The organism is Streptomyces sp. NPDC059649 (genome assembly GCF_042734445.1).
Lineage (GTDB): Bacteria > Actinomycetota > Actinomycetes > Streptomycetales > Streptomycetaceae > Streptomyces.
In genome coordinates this window covers 59,773-73,283 of record NZ_JBHWDV010000001.1, presented here as the reverse complement: position 1 = coordinate 73,283, position 13,511 = coordinate 59,773, and the positions used below count along the sequence as shown (strand labels likewise).

At 71.5% G+C, this 13,511-nt stretch carries 11 protein-coding genes; 5 read left to right on the top strand and 6 right to left on the bottom strand.

Translation table 11 applies throughout. From position 1 onward, the window contains the following. The first annotated feature begins 254 nt into the window (after nucleotides 1–254). The 3 genes from ACFV1J_RS00365 to ACFV1J_RS00355 all read left to right on the top strand — a co-directional run bounded on the left by ACFV1J_RS00365 (nucleotide 255) and on the right by ACFV1J_RS00355 (nucleotide 3,306). Nucleotides 255–1,481 (top strand): beta-ketoacyl-[acyl-carrier-protein] synthase family protein, encoded by a 1,227-nt coding sequence (locus ACFV1J_RS00365; RefSeq protein WP_385854949.1) that lies wholly within the window; start codon nucleotides 255–257, stop codon nucleotides 1,479–1,481. A 240-nt stretch (nucleotides 1,482–1,721) separates the two neighbouring features. Next, nucleotides 1,722–2,987: an SDR family oxidoreductase gene (locus tag ACFV1J_RS00360; protein WP_385854948.1), complete on the top strand. Its 1,266-nt coding sequence runs from the start codon at nucleotides 1,722–1,724 to the stop codon at nucleotides 2,985–2,987. Then, on the top strand, nucleotides 2,980–3,306 hold the full coding sequence (locus ACFV1J_RS00355) for an acyl carrier protein (protein ID WP_385854947.1): 327 nt from the start codon (nucleotides 2,980–2,982) through the stop codon (nucleotides 3,304–3,306). Before ACFV1J_RS00360 ends, ACFV1J_RS00355 begins: the two co-directional genes overlap by 8 nt. 74 nt (nucleotides 3,307–3,380) lie before the next feature. On the opposite strand, the gene ACFV1J_RS00350 is transcribed toward ACFV1J_RS00355, so the two are convergent. Continuing rightward, nucleotides 3,381–5,783 (bottom strand): MMPL family transporter, encoded by a 2,403-nt coding sequence (locus ACFV1J_RS00350; protein ID WP_385854946.1) that lies wholly within the window; start codon nucleotides 5,781–5,783, stop codon nucleotides 3,381–3,383. A 192-nt stretch (nucleotides 5,784–5,975) separates the two neighbouring features. Here ACFV1J_RS00350 and ACFV1J_RS00345 point away from each other — a divergent pair, with 192 nt between their 5' ends. Then, nucleotides 5,976–6,413 carry a hypothetical protein gene (locus ACFV1J_RS00345; RefSeq protein WP_385854945.1) on the top strand — a complete coding sequence of 146 codons (438 nt, stop codon included), beginning with the start codon at nucleotides 5,976–5,978 and terminating at the stop codon, nucleotides 6,411–6,413. Nucleotides 6,414–6,487: 74 nt separating this feature from the next. Here ACFV1J_RS00345 and hemC read toward each other — a convergent pair whose 3' ends face one another. Further along, nucleotides 6,488–7,423 carry a hydroxymethylbilane synthase gene (gene hemC / locus ACFV1J_RS00340; RefSeq protein ID WP_385854944.1) on the bottom strand — a complete coding sequence of 312 codons (936 nt, stop codon included), beginning with the start codon at nucleotides 7,421–7,423 and terminating at the stop codon, nucleotides 6,488–6,490. A 228-nt stretch (nucleotides 7,424–7,651) separates the two neighbouring features. Between hemC and ACFV1J_RS00335 the strand changes: the two genes are divergently transcribed. After that, on the top strand, nucleotides 7,652–8,386 hold the full coding sequence (locus ACFV1J_RS00335) for a hypothetical protein (RefSeq protein ID WP_385854943.1): 735 nt from the start codon (nucleotides 7,652–7,654) through the stop codon (nucleotides 8,384–8,386). A gap of 7 nt (nucleotides 8,387–8,393) precedes the next feature. On the opposite strand, the gene proP is transcribed toward ACFV1J_RS00335, so the two are convergent. The 4 genes from proP to ACFV1J_RS00315 all read right to left on the bottom strand — a co-directional run bounded on the left by proP (nucleotide 8,394) and on the right by ACFV1J_RS00315 (nucleotide 13,482). Continuing rightward, nucleotides 8,394–9,905, bottom strand: a complete 1,512-nt coding sequence (proP, locus tag ACFV1J_RS00330) for a glycine betaine/L-proline transporter ProP (protein WP_385855412.1) — start codon at nucleotides 9,903–9,905, stop codon at nucleotides 8,394–8,396. A gap of 458 nt (nucleotides 9,906–10,363) precedes the next feature. Further along, nucleotides 10,364–11,071, bottom strand: coding sequence for a class F sortase (locus ACFV1J_RS00325; RefSeq protein WP_385854942.1), 708 nt, complete (start codon nucleotides 11,069–11,071; stop codon nucleotides 10,364–10,366). A gap of 132 nt (nucleotides 11,072–11,203) precedes the next feature. Beyond that, nucleotides 11,204–12,067 (bottom strand): hypothetical protein, encoded by an 864-nt coding sequence (locus tag ACFV1J_RS00320; RefSeq protein ID WP_385854941.1) that lies wholly within the window; start codon nucleotides 12,065–12,067, stop codon nucleotides 11,204–11,206. A gap of 677 nt (nucleotides 12,068–12,744) precedes the next feature. Beyond that, a complete protein-coding gene (locus ACFV1J_RS00315) occupies nucleotides 12,745–13,482 on the bottom strand; it encodes a Mut7-C RNAse domain-containing protein (protein ID WP_385854940.1) in 738 nt (245 codons plus the stop codon). Nucleotides 13,483–13,511: the final 29 nt, after the last annotated feature.

Below are 13,511 nucleotides of genomic sequence, written 5' to 3'. Positions count from 1 at the left end.
GGGACGACATCCGCGAACGGTGCACGGGGCGCGGGCGGGGCGCGGACGAGGCGGTGCGGGACGGCGGCGCGGAACGGTCCGTGCGTGCGCCGAACGGCCTCTCCGTAGGGGCAAGCACTCGCCGCCCCGGCCCGGTAGGGCTGCGGCTGGTCGGGGGACGTTGCGGCTTGGCGCGCCCGGGGGCGGTAGGACGCCTCCAATACTGAGCGCATGCCGGAAATCGCTGAGCCGCGGGTGCGGAGGGTGGGGGCCGCATGAACGCGCGAGACGTGGCCGTCACCGGGCTCGGGCTGGTGACGCCCGCGGGGGTGGGTGTCACCGCCACTTGGCAGGGCTTGCTGAGGGGCGAATCCACCGCGGCGACCGAGCCGTCACTCGCCGGCCTCCCGGTGGACTTCTGCTGCCGGGTGCCCCACTTCGACGCTGCCGCGCAGCTCGGACGGCGGCTCTCCTGGCGTCTGGACCGGTGTGCGGCGATGGCCCTGGTGGCCGCCCGTGAGGCGGTGAAGGACGCCGGGCTGGGCGCGGGCCACTGGGATCCCGTACGGGTGGGTGTCGTCCTCGGGGTGGGTACGGCGAGCATGGAGCGCTACGAGGCGGAGTTCACCAAGCTCACCGAGGGACGGGCCACGGACATCTCCCCGTTGGCCATTCCGCGCAGTGTGCCGAACATGGTGGCCGGCGAAGTGGGGATGGACCTCCAGGTGCGGGGGCCGAACTTGACGGTCAGTACGGCGTGCGCCTCCGGGGCCACGGCCTTGGGGACGGCCCGCCAGCTGCTGCTCGCGGATGCCTGCGACGTGGTGGTGGCGGGCGGCAGCGAATCGCTGTGCAGCCGGGTTCCGGCCGCGTGCTTCCACCAGATGGGCGCGCTGTCCCGGCGCGCGGAGGATCCCGCGGGCGCGTCCCGTCCCTTCGACGCGGACCGCGACGGGTTCGTCCTGGCGGAGGGGGCCGGGGTGCTCGTACTGGAGCGGCTGGAGCACGCCCGGTCCCGCGGCGCCCGCCCCCACGCCTACCTGTCCGGCTACGGGGCGTCGTGCGACGCGTACCACTTCACGGCGCCGCACCCGGAAGGACGCGGGGCGGCCGAGGCGTTGTCGGCCGCGCTGGGCGACGCCGGGATCGAGCCCGGCGATGTCGACCACGTCAATGCGCACGGCACCTCGACGGTCCTCAACGACCGGGCGGAGGCGCTGGCGCTGCGGCAGGTCTTCCGGCGGCCGCCGCCGGTGACCGCGGTGAAGGGGACGCTGGGGCACTCGGCCGGTGGTGCCGGAGCGATCGAGGCGGCCTGCACGGTCCTGACGCTGACGGAGCAGGTGGTCCCGCCGACGGCGAATCTGCAGCGACAGGACCCCGAGGTCGAGCTCGATGTGGTCGCGAAGGTGCCACGGCCGTTGCCGATGGCGGCGGCGGTGAGCAATGCGTTCGGGTTCGGCGGCCAGAACGCGGTACTGGTCTTCCGCGCGGCGTCTTAGCGTCTTGGGCGTTTGCCTGTCGGCCGGTGCGGTGGGCACGGGGCGTGCGGTAGCGGCCGGAGGTCACGCGAATGCTCGTATTGCAACAGTGCGCCGGTGCGCCGGGGCTGCTGATCCCTGACACTTCGACATACTGCAAGAAATTCCTATAAATAGGAAGAATGTCAGTGTCACGACGTGCGGGCCCGCGCTGCCTACGCTGCCGCGCCGCGGCCGGCACGCGGTCGAAGGAGTGAGTCGTTGATCACGATCACCGGTGCCACCGGCTTTCTCGGCGCACATCTCCTCGCCGCGCTGCTGCGCAGGGACGACCGTCCCGTCTGCGCCCTCGTCCGGGGCGATCCGGTCTCGGCCCGCGAACGACTGCTGCGGGCCGTACGCAGCACCGGCGCAAGGCCTGGGGCCGGCGCCGGATGGGGGGCCGAGTGGGACGCCGACACGTTCCATCGCCGGGTCACCCCGGTACGGATCGAGCTGTCCGCCCCGCGGCTGGGACTGTCCGAGGCGGAACACTCGGCGCTGGCCCGGCGCACGCAGGAGCTGTGGCACTGCGCCGCCGACACCAGCCCACTGGGGCAGGCGGCGGCCCTGCACCGCACCAACGTGGGGGGCACCCGCCGCGTCCTGGAACTGCTGAACGCCGGCGGACGTACCGCCCGGCTGTGCCACGTCAGCACCGCGTTCGTCGCGGGCCGGCGCCGCACCGGCCTGGTGCACGAGGACACGCTGGACGAGCAGTACGGATTTGCCACCCTCTACGAGGAGTCCAAGTTCCGCGCCGAGAGCCTGGTGCGCGCATGGGCGCGGGCCGAGGGCCGTCCGGCGCTGGTCTTCCGCCCCAGTCTGCTGGTGACCGACCGCCCGGCCCAGGCCGGCGAGCCGCGCCACTGGCTGGCGGTGCAGGCGGCGCGGATCAGCATGCTGGAGCGACAGAATCCGGCGTTCGTCCTGCGCGCCGCCGGTCTGGCCGGCGACGACATCAGCTTCCCCTATGAGGCGCGGGTGCCGGGACGGCCGGACGCCGTCGTCAACCTCCTCCAGGTCGACTGGGCGGTGACGGCCATGCTCCGCTGCGCCGCCGCCGGCACGGCAAAGACAACGGTCAAGCCGGAGTCGCCAGTTGAGACGTATCACGTGACACACCCTCAGGACTGTTCGGTGCAGGAGCTGGTGCAGATCGCCTTGAGCGGATGTGACTGGCTCGACGTCACGCTTGACCCGGACGTGACGACCGAAGGCATGCGGCCGCTGGAGCGGTTCCTCATCCGCCTGGCCGCCGGGCTGACGCCGCACTGGTGGTCCCGCCGCCACTACGACCGGACCCGGTTGGAGGCCGCAACGGCCGGCCTGGCACCGCCTCCGGAACTGTCCGGTGAGTACGTCCGGGCGGGCATGCGCACCCCCTCGTCACCCGCGCCCTCCGCCCCTTCCTCTCCCTCCTCCCCTTCCTCCCCCTCCTCCTCTTCCGCCTCGGCACAGAAGGGAGCCGTGACGGCTCGTGTCTGATCCCCGCCCGACGACCACTCCCCCTGCCTCCTCCCCCACCTACGCCGTCATCTGCACGGCCCTCCACGAGACCTTCGGCATCGATACGGACGAACTGCGCCCTGACGCGACGTTCGAGGAACTCGACGTCGATTCCCTCGCCCTTCTCGAATTCGCCCTCGTCATGGGCGAACGCCTCGGTGTGACCAGGGAGACGGAACTGCGACCAGGGATGACCCTCGCGGAGGCAGCGGCACTCGTCGACACGGCTTCCTCTTCCTCGGGCTCCTTTCCGGTTCCCCCGGTTTCCCCGTCCCTCAGGACGTCCACGCGGTCGTGATCGGCTCCGGTCAGTCCGGGCTGGCTGCCGCGGTGCGGCAGCGCCAGGCCGGGCTGACGGACTTCGTCTCCGCTTCACCGACGATCGAGGTCGGGCCGTCGGCCGGGGTCGACGGCAAGGTCGGTCACCTCGGCGTGACCGGACGTGACTGACGACCCGTCATAGCGGGGAGGCTCCTGTCGGGGATCAGCAGCACGGCGGCCGCCGCGGCCCGGCGTCCACCAGTTGGCGCGCCCCGCCAGCCGCATCACCGACGGGACGAGCACCCCTCGTACCACCGTGGCATCGACCACGACGGCCAGGGCAAGGCCGACGCCCAGTTCCTTGAGCAGCAGCACGCCCGACGAGGCGAGCGCGCCCATCGCCACGGCCACGGCGAGTGCGGCCGCGGTGAACAGCCGCCCGGTCCGGGAAATGCCGTGGACGATGGCCGCGGTGTTGTCGCCCGTCGCGCGGTAGTGCTCCTGGATGCGGGAGAGCAGAAACAGTTCGTAGTCCACGGACAGGCCGAATGCCACACTGAACAGGAGCAGCGGGATGGTCATGTCGATGGTGCCGGTGACGGTGAAGTCGCCGAGCAGTGACCGTAGATGACCGTCCTGGAAGACGAAGACGATGCTGCCGAGGGCGGCGGTGAGGCTCAGCGCCGCCACCGCGAGCACCTTCAGCGGGATCAGCACGCTGCGGGTGAACAGGAACACCACGGTCATGGTTCCGGCGGCGATCAGCCCCAGGGCCAGCGGTAGCCGGTGCGCCAACGCCGCACGGGCGTCCACGACTTGGGCGGCCCAACCGGCGAGATGCAGGGCGCCGCCGGGGGCGGGCAGCCGGCGGACCGCGTGCACGAGTGCGGCGGCACGCTCCGACTGCGGATCGGGCCGCAGCGTCAACGTCACCACCGTGCCCCGGCCCATCCCCCGTCCAACGGTTCCCCCGCCCGTCCCCGGAACGTACGCTCCGCCGCCCGCCTGCGGGGTGTACGGCGCCGCGCCCCCCACGCGTCGCCCGCCCGCATACCGCCCCGTCGTCGCCCGCACGGCCACCGTCGCCTCCCCCCGTACCCCGGCCAGCGCGGACAGCCTGCGCCCGTACGCATCCAGTGCCGCCCGGTCGGCAACCGGATCGACGCGCGGGAGGACCACCGCGAGGGTGCCCTCCGCGGACGTCCCCCCTTGCCTCCGTACGAGATCGGCGGTCGCATGTGCTTCGGTGCCCGCCGGCAGGATCCGTTCATCGGCCAGCCCGGGTCGACCGTGTGCGAACGGCAGCACCAGCACCGCCAGCACCACCAGGCAGGCCGCTCCCCACCACACCGGCCGCCGGGTGACCGCCCGGGCGACCGTGCGCCACAACGGACTGTCCCCGCCGATCGTCGGCGCGGGTGCCCATCGGAACCGTCCCAGCGGATCCAGCGCCGTCACCCGGCTCCCCCAGCGGACCAGTACCGCCGGGAGCACCAACACGGCGGTGAGGGCGGCGAGTACGACCACCACCATGCCGGCGTACGCCATCGAGCGCAGGAACGAGAAGGGGAACACCAACAGCGCTGCCAGGGCCGCGGTGACCGTTCCGGCCGACACCGCGACCGTACGGCCGGCCGTCGCCACGCCGGCCCGCGCCGCGTCCTCCGCGCTCCGCCCATGGGCCCGCTCCTCACGGAACCGGGCGACGATGAACAGGGCGTAGTCCACGGCCAGTCCGAATCCGAGCGCGCCGATGAGGTTGACCGCGAAGACCGAGACGTCCGTGACGGCGGTGAGCGCCCACAACACGGCGAGCGCCCCCATCGCCGACACCCCGCCGACCAGCACCGGAAGGAGCGCGGCCACCAGCGAACGGAATGCCAGGGCCAGGATCACGAAGGTCAGCGGGGCGGCGATCAGTTCGGCCCGCAGCAGGTCCGTACGCGCCTGGTCGGTCGACTGCGCCAGGCTCCACGCGGGCCCGGTGGCCCGGATCTCGAACGGGCCGATCTCCCCGGTGTAGCGCGGTACGAGCCGCTCCGCCGTACGCGCCGTATCCGTCTCGCTCCCCCGCAGATCGACCAGCACGAGCGCGGCCCGCCCGTCCGTCGACCGCAACTCCGCACCACGATCAGGAGCTGTACCGCGGTCCGCGCCGGTAGCCCAGTACGAACGTGCCCCGGCCACCCCTCCCTCAGCCGACAGCCGTTCCGTCAGACGCCTTCCCGCGATGCGCGCCACCGGACCGTCCAGCCCGGTCCGGGGCGATACCGGCCGGACCACCAGGACGAGTTCCGGACGGCCGGCACCGTAGCGCGTCGCCCACGCCTCGGCCCGCGCCGAAGGTGTTCCCGACGCGGTCAGCCCACCGACGGACAACCGATCGGCCAGTCCCGAGGCAGCACACCCGAAGAGCACACACAAAACCCCCGCCACCACCAACACCCGCCGCGGAAACCGCACCCCCCACTCCGCGCACCCCCACCACGCCCGCCCGCCGCATCCCTTGCCCATCGCGCCATGGTCCGGCCGGCCTACGGACGGACTGAGCTGACGCGCCGTCACGCATGACACACATGGAACGGATGGCGCACCATGAACGGCGCCCCACCACTACGCAGCACCACACGCAAGCCCCGCCCCGTAAGCGCACGCCGCCGCAGTCAGCCCCCTCACCACCCCTCTCCCCCACCGGAGGCCAGCCCCATGTCCCAGGCCCGCTACGTGCGGTTCCAAGGCACGACACGCAGCCCGCACGGTCACTTCCCCGGCATCTTCGCCCTGGCCAACGGGCTCGCGCGGGACGGCAGACTGAACGAGGAGCAGTACCGCTTCTGGCGCGCCGGCAACGACTGGTACGACGCCCATTACCCCAATCCGTCCGACACCGACCCACTCGTCTACGACCGGCAACGGAACCCGGGTGCGGTCGCCTGGTTCAAGATCACCGCAACCCACCTCATCGACCGCGTGGACGGTTATCTGCACCTGCTGGCCGCCCACGGCGTCCCGTGCGAACGACTGGAGTCCACCGATCCGGGCCACATCATCTACGAGGACGACGACCAGATCGTGGTCGTACCGCGGCAGAGGGCGGGCGGTGACAGGCCACCGGGCCGGCAGTCGTCATCCACTCATCTCTGAGGCGGAAGGAAGCGGCCGGCCTCGGCTCCCTACCCTTCCTACCGCTTCATACCGCTTCCCACCTAAGCGCGGGCTCAGTGCGGGATGCCGTCGATGAGTTCGCGGGCGCCCTGGCGCAGGAGGGCCACGGCCACGGAAGTGCCGAGCGTCTCGGGGGTGAGCGGGCCGGCCCATTCGTGGGCATTGAGGACCGTCTTGCCGTCCGGGGTGAAGACGCAGGCACGCAGGGAGAGTTCGCCGCGGCGGTCGGTGGTGGCGTAACCGGCGATCGGGCTGTTGCAGTGCCCCTGCAGGACGTGCAGGAGCATGCGCTCGGCCGTGGTCTCCTGGTACGTCCGGGGGTGGCCCAGACCGCTGACCGCGTCGATGGTCCCGGTGTCGCCCTCGCGGCACTGGAGCGCCAGCACGCCCGCGCCGATGGGCGGACACATCTCGTCGACGGACAGGATCTGGGTGATCACGTCCGTCCGGCCGATGCGCTCAAGACCGGAGACGGCCAGCAGCAGCGCATCCGCCTCGCCGGCCGCGAGCTTCTCCATGCGGCGGTTGGCGTTGCCCCGCATCGGCACGCACTGGAGGTGCGGGTGCGAGGCGGCGAGCTGGGCGATCCGCCGGACCGATGAGGTACCGATCCGGGTGCCGGCGGGGAGCTCGTCGAGCGTACGGCCGCCCGGGTCGATCAGCGCATCGCGTACGTCATCGCGCTCCAGGAACGCGGCGAAGGTCGTACCGGCCGGCAGCGGGCGGTCACCCGGGATGTCCTTGACGCAGTGCACCGCGAGATCCGCCTCACCGGCGAGCAGGGCGGCGTCGACCTCCTTGGTGAACGCGCCCTTCCCCTCGACCTGGGAGAGCGCCCCCATCCAGCGGTCACCGGTGGTCTTGACCGGGATGACCTCGGTGGCGATACCGGGGTGGAGCGCGGCGAGTTCGGTGCGTACTCGCTCCACCTGGGCCAGGGCCATCGGCGAGTCGCGGGAGACGATGCGGATCAGTTCTGGGGCGGACATGCGCCCACGATAGACCGTCAGATTGGGGCGGAGGCCCGCAGGAGGGGCCCTTAGGTCGGGTCAGGAGGGGCCCCTACGGTCGGGTACGGTCCCCTCATGTCCCGGTCAACACGCAGTGCCAGTACCAGTGCCAGCACCAGTGCCAGTACGAGTGCCAGCGCCAGTTCCCGTCTCGGCGGCCGTGCCGTATCCGAGTCTTCTGCGCTCGCGTCCCGGTCCCCCCTCACGGTGACCGCGGACGACCTCGACCGTTGTGTGCAGCTCGCGCTGGCCGTGCTGCGCCAGGCGCCCGCGGAGGCGTGGCAGCGGAAGGCCGGTTCGCTGGAGTGGGACTGCTGGGAGACGGTCGAGCACCTCAGTGATGACCTCTTCGCCTACGCCGTCCAACTGGCGCCCAGGAAGCCGCCGTTGGACGGTGAGGTGCCGTTCGTCTGGGAGAGCCGGCGGCCGGGCGGGCCCGCGAACGCCGTGCACGCCGACCGCGCGGCGGGGCCGGCGGGGCTGTTGCAGGTGCTGGAGGCGAGCGGTGCGCTGCTGGTCGCCATGGTGCGCACGGCGTCTCCGGAGGTCCGGGCCCACCATGTGTTCGGAGTCTCGGATCCGGAGGGCTTCGCCGCGATGGGGATGGTGGAAACCCTGGTCCACACCCACGATCTGGCCGAGGGGCTGGGGCTGGCCTGGGAGCCGCCCGCCGACCTGTGCGAACGGGTGCTCGCCCGACTGTTTCCGGATGTTCCAGGTGCCTCAGGTGCCCCGGGCGCCCCAGGTGCGCCGGAGGACGTGGACGGCCCGGGGACATCGGGAGCACCGGGGGCAGCGGATGCGCTGGGGGCGGCGGCGGACGTAGACATCCCGGTGGCCGGTGGCCCCTGGGCCGTCCTGTTGTGGGCCACCGGACGCGGTGTGCTTCCGGGGCGTCCTCGACTCACCAGTTGGCGCTGGGACAGCAGCGTTCGCCCGTGATGCGCCTTCAGTGCCGTGTCCACGGGTGTCGCAGTCGGATCCAGATGTCCCTGGCCCGCCGACCGGCCTCGGTGCGGCTCTCGGCCACGAGGGCCTGGGCCTGCTCCTCGGTCTCCACCATCGGGCCGGAGCCACGCAGCGGCTTGCCCGCGGTTTCGTGCAGGAAGAAGGTGGCGATCAGCCCGATGACGCCGGCCGCCATCAGGTAGTACGCCGGAACCATGGCGCTGCCGGTCGCCTGCACCAGCGCGGAGGCGAACAACGGTGTCGTACCGCCGAAGAGCGAGACGGAGATGTTGAACGAGATCGACAGCGCTCCGTAGCGCAGCCGGGTCGGGAAGAGCGCCGGCAGCGTCGAGGCCGAGGTCCCCGCGAAGCAGACCAGCAGCAGGCCGAGGATCAGGCAGCCGAGGGCGGGCAGCAGGATGCCGCCGGCCCGGATGAGCAGCACCGCGGGTGCGGCGAGCGCGATCAGGGCGGCGCTGCCTGCCATGAAGACGGGCCGCCGGCCCCATTTGTCGGAGGTGCGGCCGACGGTGGTGATGGTGAGCACCACGACGATCATGGTGCCGAGCACCAGCAGCTGCGCGGTGAGGGGATCCTCGCCGACGGTCTCGGTCATGTACGTCGGCAGATAGGAGGTCACCATGTAGTTGGTGACGTTGTAGAGCAGCACCAGGCCCATACAGATCAGCACCGCCTGCCAGTGCCGGGTGAAGATCTCCTTCAACCGGCCGTGACCGGACTGGCGGGCCTCCTCGATAGGGTCCGCGCCACCCGCGGCGCGCGCCTCCTCCGCATCGTGGTGCGCCTGTTCGGCCTCGCGCTGGAAGGCCGGCGTCTCCTCCAGCCGCAGCCGCATGTACAGGCCGATCAGCCCCAGCGGTCCGGCGACGAGGAACGGCAGCCGCCAGCCCCAGTTCACCAGTCCGTCCGTACCGAGGACGCCGGTGAGCAGCGTGACCAGCCCGGAACCGAGCGAGTACCCGACGAAGGTGCCGAAGTCGAGCCAGCTGCCCAGGAATCCGCGCCGGGTATCGGGGGCGTATTCGGCGATATAGGTGGTGGCTCCGGCGTATTCGCCACCGGTGGAGAAGCCCTGCACCAGACGGCAGATCAGCAGCAGAATCGGCGCGGCGAAGCCGATGGTGTGGTAACTGGGCAGAAAGCCGACCGCGAAGGTGCTGATCGCCATCATGATCATGGTCGCGGCGAGTACGCGCTTACGGCCGATGCGGTCGCCGAGCGGGCCGAATACGAGGCCACCGAGCGGCCGGACGATAAAGGCCGCGGCAAATGTGGCGAACGTCGAGACGACCTGCGCCCCGGGCGAACTCGACGGGAAGAACACCTTCCCCAACGTGCCCGCCAGATAGGCATAGACGCCGAAGTCGAACCACTCCATGGTATTGCCCAGCGCGGCCGCCGAGACCGCCTTACGGACCGCGGGCCGGTCGGTGACGGTGACGTCCTGGGCGCTCAGTGGCTGTTTGCGGCGACGCAGCAGGATGCGCAGCATGCGGTCGGTCGCGGGCGTACCCCCGCGGGCCGGCTTCCGGCGCTGCCGCGGGGTCGGCGGTTGTTGACGTCCGGGGTTCATTTCATCCCGTCATCAGGGCGAGGTGTGGCATTACGTGCACGCGTGAGTCAGGCGGACTCCCGTCTGCGGTACTCAGGTCTCTCGTCTGCGGTACTCGGGCCTGCCGTCTGCGGTACTCAGGTCCGCTGTCCTCACGTCGCCTCGCGTGTGCCCTGTGATCGCCAGACAAAACGGCTGACCGCCAACGGCAAACGGTCGGATAAAGGGCGGTGCCCGGACCGGCGCGGTGGCCGGCCCGGGCATCGTCCTATTGCGGCGGAACGAGACGCGAAGACGGGAAGACGGGAAGGGGAGAGGGAAGGAAGGAAAGGGAAGGGAAGCGGTGACGGCGGGGTGCGGGGTGCGAGGTGTGAGGGGAGACAGGGGGACGGGACAGGTCAGGCACGCGTGTACGAGGCGAGGTGGGCGAAGACCACGATGTTGTCGACGTAGTCCCGCACCTTCCTGTCGTAGGCGCCCCCGCAGGTGATGATCCGCAGCGACGCGTCCTGCACATCGCCGTAGACCCGGTCGTTGGGGAAGTTCGCCTTGCTGAACGTCTCCACGGAGTCGACCTTGAACGTGGCGGTCACCCCGTCCTCACGAGTGATGTTGACCGTACTGCCCGGTTTGATCGATTCGAGTTGCATGAACACCGCAGGTCCGGTCTTGGTGTCGACGTGACCGGCGATGATCGACGAACCGCGTTCGCCCGGGGTGGCCCCGTCCTTGAACCAGCCGACGAGGTTGTTGTCGTTGGGGGGCGGGGCTTCGAGCTGGCCGGTCGGGCCGAGGCCGAGCGGGGCGAAGGGCGCGTCGACCGCGATCGACGGGATCCTCAGCCGCTTCGGTGCGGAGCGGGGCAGGGCCAGTCCCGGCGCGGCGGCCGCAGCGGACGGGGAGCCGTTCGCCCGGGGGGTTGCGGACGCGGCCACGGCGTGGTGGGACTGCGGCTTGGGGTCCGCCGAGGTGTCGACGGAGTTGTAGACGAGGAGCGAGCCCAGCAGAAATGTTGCCGCTGACCACAACAGGCCGCGACCGACGGGGCGGGACGCGGGGGTCCGGGGCGGGTTCGTTTTCGGCTGGGGCGACTGCTGGGCGGTCATGTGCGGATGCCTTTCATGAACGGACGGCGGCGAGGCGTGAAGGAGGCGGCGGGGAACGCAATCGCCGCGGCCACCGTCCGCGAGGAACGGTGGCCGCGACGGCGTGGCGGCCTCCGTACGGGGGCAGCCTTGTCAGGCCGTCGCAGAGCCCGAGGCGGAACGACGGCGCAGCATGTAGGCACCTGCGCCCAGACCACCGAGCATCAGCACAGAACCGGCAGCCATGCTGCTGCCGGACGCGAGGCCGCCGCCACCGGTGTGGATGCCGCCGTGCGGCCGGCGGTGGTCGCCGTAGCCGCCGTGGTCGCGGTCGCCGTAGCCACCGTGGTCCCGGTCGCCGTAGCCACCGTGGTCCCGGTCGCCGTAGCCACCGTGGTCCCGGCCACCACCGTCGCGGCCGTGGTCCCGGCCGCCACCGTCACGGCCATGGTCGCGGCCGCCGCCATCCCGGCCGTGGTCCCGGCCACCACCGTCGCGGCCGTGGTCCCGGCCGCCGCCGTCACGGCCGTGGTCGTCGCCGTAGCCGCTGCCCTGGTCCCAGTCGGCAAGCACGGTCTGGGCCAGCGCGCCGCCACCGGTGTGCACGCCGCCGCTCGGCCTCCTGTGGCCGGGGTCGCAGCGACGGTCCCGGTCGTTGTCGCGACCGTGGTCCCGGCCGCCGTCACGACCGTGGTCGCGGCCATTGTCGCGGCCATTGTCGCGGCCATTGTCACGACCGTTGCCACGGCCGTTGTCCCTGCCGTTGTCGCGACCGTGGTCGCGGCCATTGTCACGGCCGCCGTCACGACCGTGGTCGCGGCCGTAGTCGCAACGGTGGTCACGACCGTTGTCACGGTCGCGGTCGCGGTCGCCGTTCCTGTCGTGATCGTTGTTGCTGGCAGACGACCCGCTGCCCGAGGCAATATCCTCCATGATCATTGCGTGTGCGGCGGGCGCGGAGATTGCAAGGGCCGCTGTGATAGCGGCCGAGGCGAACAGGGTGCGGGCAGTGCGCATGGGGACATGTTCCTTTCGGCGCGACTGCGAAGGCTGACTCTTTGTCGGCACATCGGATCGCAGTAGCGACGTGATCACCGTCAGCCGGATTGCGACCGCGCACCACCGGAGAACGTCGCATTCGAGGTACCCGATGGGCTCTTCGGGTGGCCGGAAGCAGCGGATTCACCCGTTGGACGGCGCGCGTCGTCGGCGTGTCGCGCAACGAGTGGGCTAGGGGGTGCGAGGGCGTCCCCACCCAGGAGATGGTTCATGACTCAACGACTGGGGCTGCCCGGCGACGACGCTGCGACTGCCGCTCCGACGACGCCCCGACGACGCCCCGACGACGCCCCGACGATCAAGACGACCACCTATGGCCGCGCGGCGGAGAACCTCGCCCCGAACGTCGGCCGGGCCGCCGCACCACCGAGCCCTTTGATTCCCGTGCCAGGCACCCCAGTTGAGCATTCACTGACGAAACGTCACGTCACGGCACGGCACCTCACGCAGCTCCACGGCTGCCACCGCAAAGGTCGGAGTGCCCGGTGCCCCATGCCCTCCCGCCCGTCCCCCGTCCGGAGGAAGTCGTACGGCCAAGAGGCCGCCCGGGGAGGCGCCGGCCCGCCCCGCGTGCTCCAGCGGGGCGGGGCCGTCCACCGCAGCGGGCAACGGTCAGCCGGCAGCTGCTCGCCGTATCAGCCGGCGTTCTCCCGAAGCGCCTCCTGGACGATGGCCTCCAGGCGGGCGTGGTGGGCGCCGCGCCAGTAGACGCGGCCGCAGGCGGTGCACTGCGCGAAGACGTCGTACGTACGTTGCGTGCCGTGCTGGAGTTGCTCGCGCACCGAGTCCTTGTCGGCGTCCGCCAGCCGGCCGTTGCAGGCGGTGCAGCGCGTCCAAGGGGCCAGCGTGGGTGCGAACCGCCTGAGGACATCGCGGAGTTGGTCGTCGGGTCGGTCGCTGTAGACGAACGCCCCGGCCCAGATCTCCCGTCGGCGCAGCAGCCCGCGGTCCCGGGAGAGCAGCACCCGCTGCTCCTTCGCCGAGAGCGCCGCCAGTGCGGCGTCGCCCGGGTCCTCGTTCGTGTACGCCGCATCGACGCCCAGCAGCCGCAGCCGGCGGGCGAGGGTGCCGAGGTGGACGTCGAGCAGGAAGCGCAGCGGGGCACCGGGGACCCGTTGCGGGCGTTCGACGGCTCGTACCTCGATGCGCTCGCCCGCGCTGGGCACGTGGGCGGGCGTCGCCTCGGTGCCGTCCACCACCAAGCCGCCGACCTCGGTGAGCGGGACGCCCAGCGACTCGACGACATGGCCGAGCGTCGACGTCCCGTCGGTCACCACGGCGGCATCGGTGGCGCTGTGCTCTGCTGCGACGAAAACGTGCAGCTCAGGGGCGAAGCTGAAGTGGACTACCGGTGCGTTCACGTCGCACAGCATGTCACCGGACGGGACGGACCGGCCAGCAA

Coding starts and splice junctions, on each gene's coding strand:
- ACFV1J_RS00350 (WP_385854946.1), bottom strand. CDS start 5,783: ATGGGCAAGGGATGCGGCGGGCGGGCGTGGTGGGGGTGCGCGGAGTGG.
- ACFV1J_RS00365 (WP_385854949.1), top strand. CDS start 255: ATGAACGCGCGAGACGTGGCCGTCACCGGGCTCGGGCTGGTGACGCCC.
- hemC (WP_385854944.1), bottom strand. CDS start 7,423: ATGTCCGCCCCAGAACTGATCCGCATCGTCTCCCGCGACTCGCCGATG.
- ACFV1J_RS00325 (WP_385854942.1), bottom strand. CDS start 11,071: ATGACCGCCCAGCAGTCGCCCCAGCCGAAAACGAACCCGCCCCGGACC.
- ACFV1J_RS00345 (WP_385854945.1), top strand. CDS start 5,976: ATGTCCCAGGCCCGCTACGTGCGGTTCCAAGGCACGACACGCAGCCCG.
- ACFV1J_RS00320 (WP_385854941.1), bottom strand. CDS start 12,067: ATGCGCACTGCCCGCACCCTGTTCGCCTCGGCCGCTATCACAGCGGCC.
- ACFV1J_RS00315 (WP_385854940.1), bottom strand. CDS start 13,482: ATGCTGTGCGACGTGAACGCACCGGTAGTCCACTTCAGCTTCGCCCCT.
- proP (WP_385855412.1), bottom strand. CDS start 9,905: ATGCTGCGCATCCTGCTGCGTCGCCGCAAACAGCCACTGAGCGCCCAG.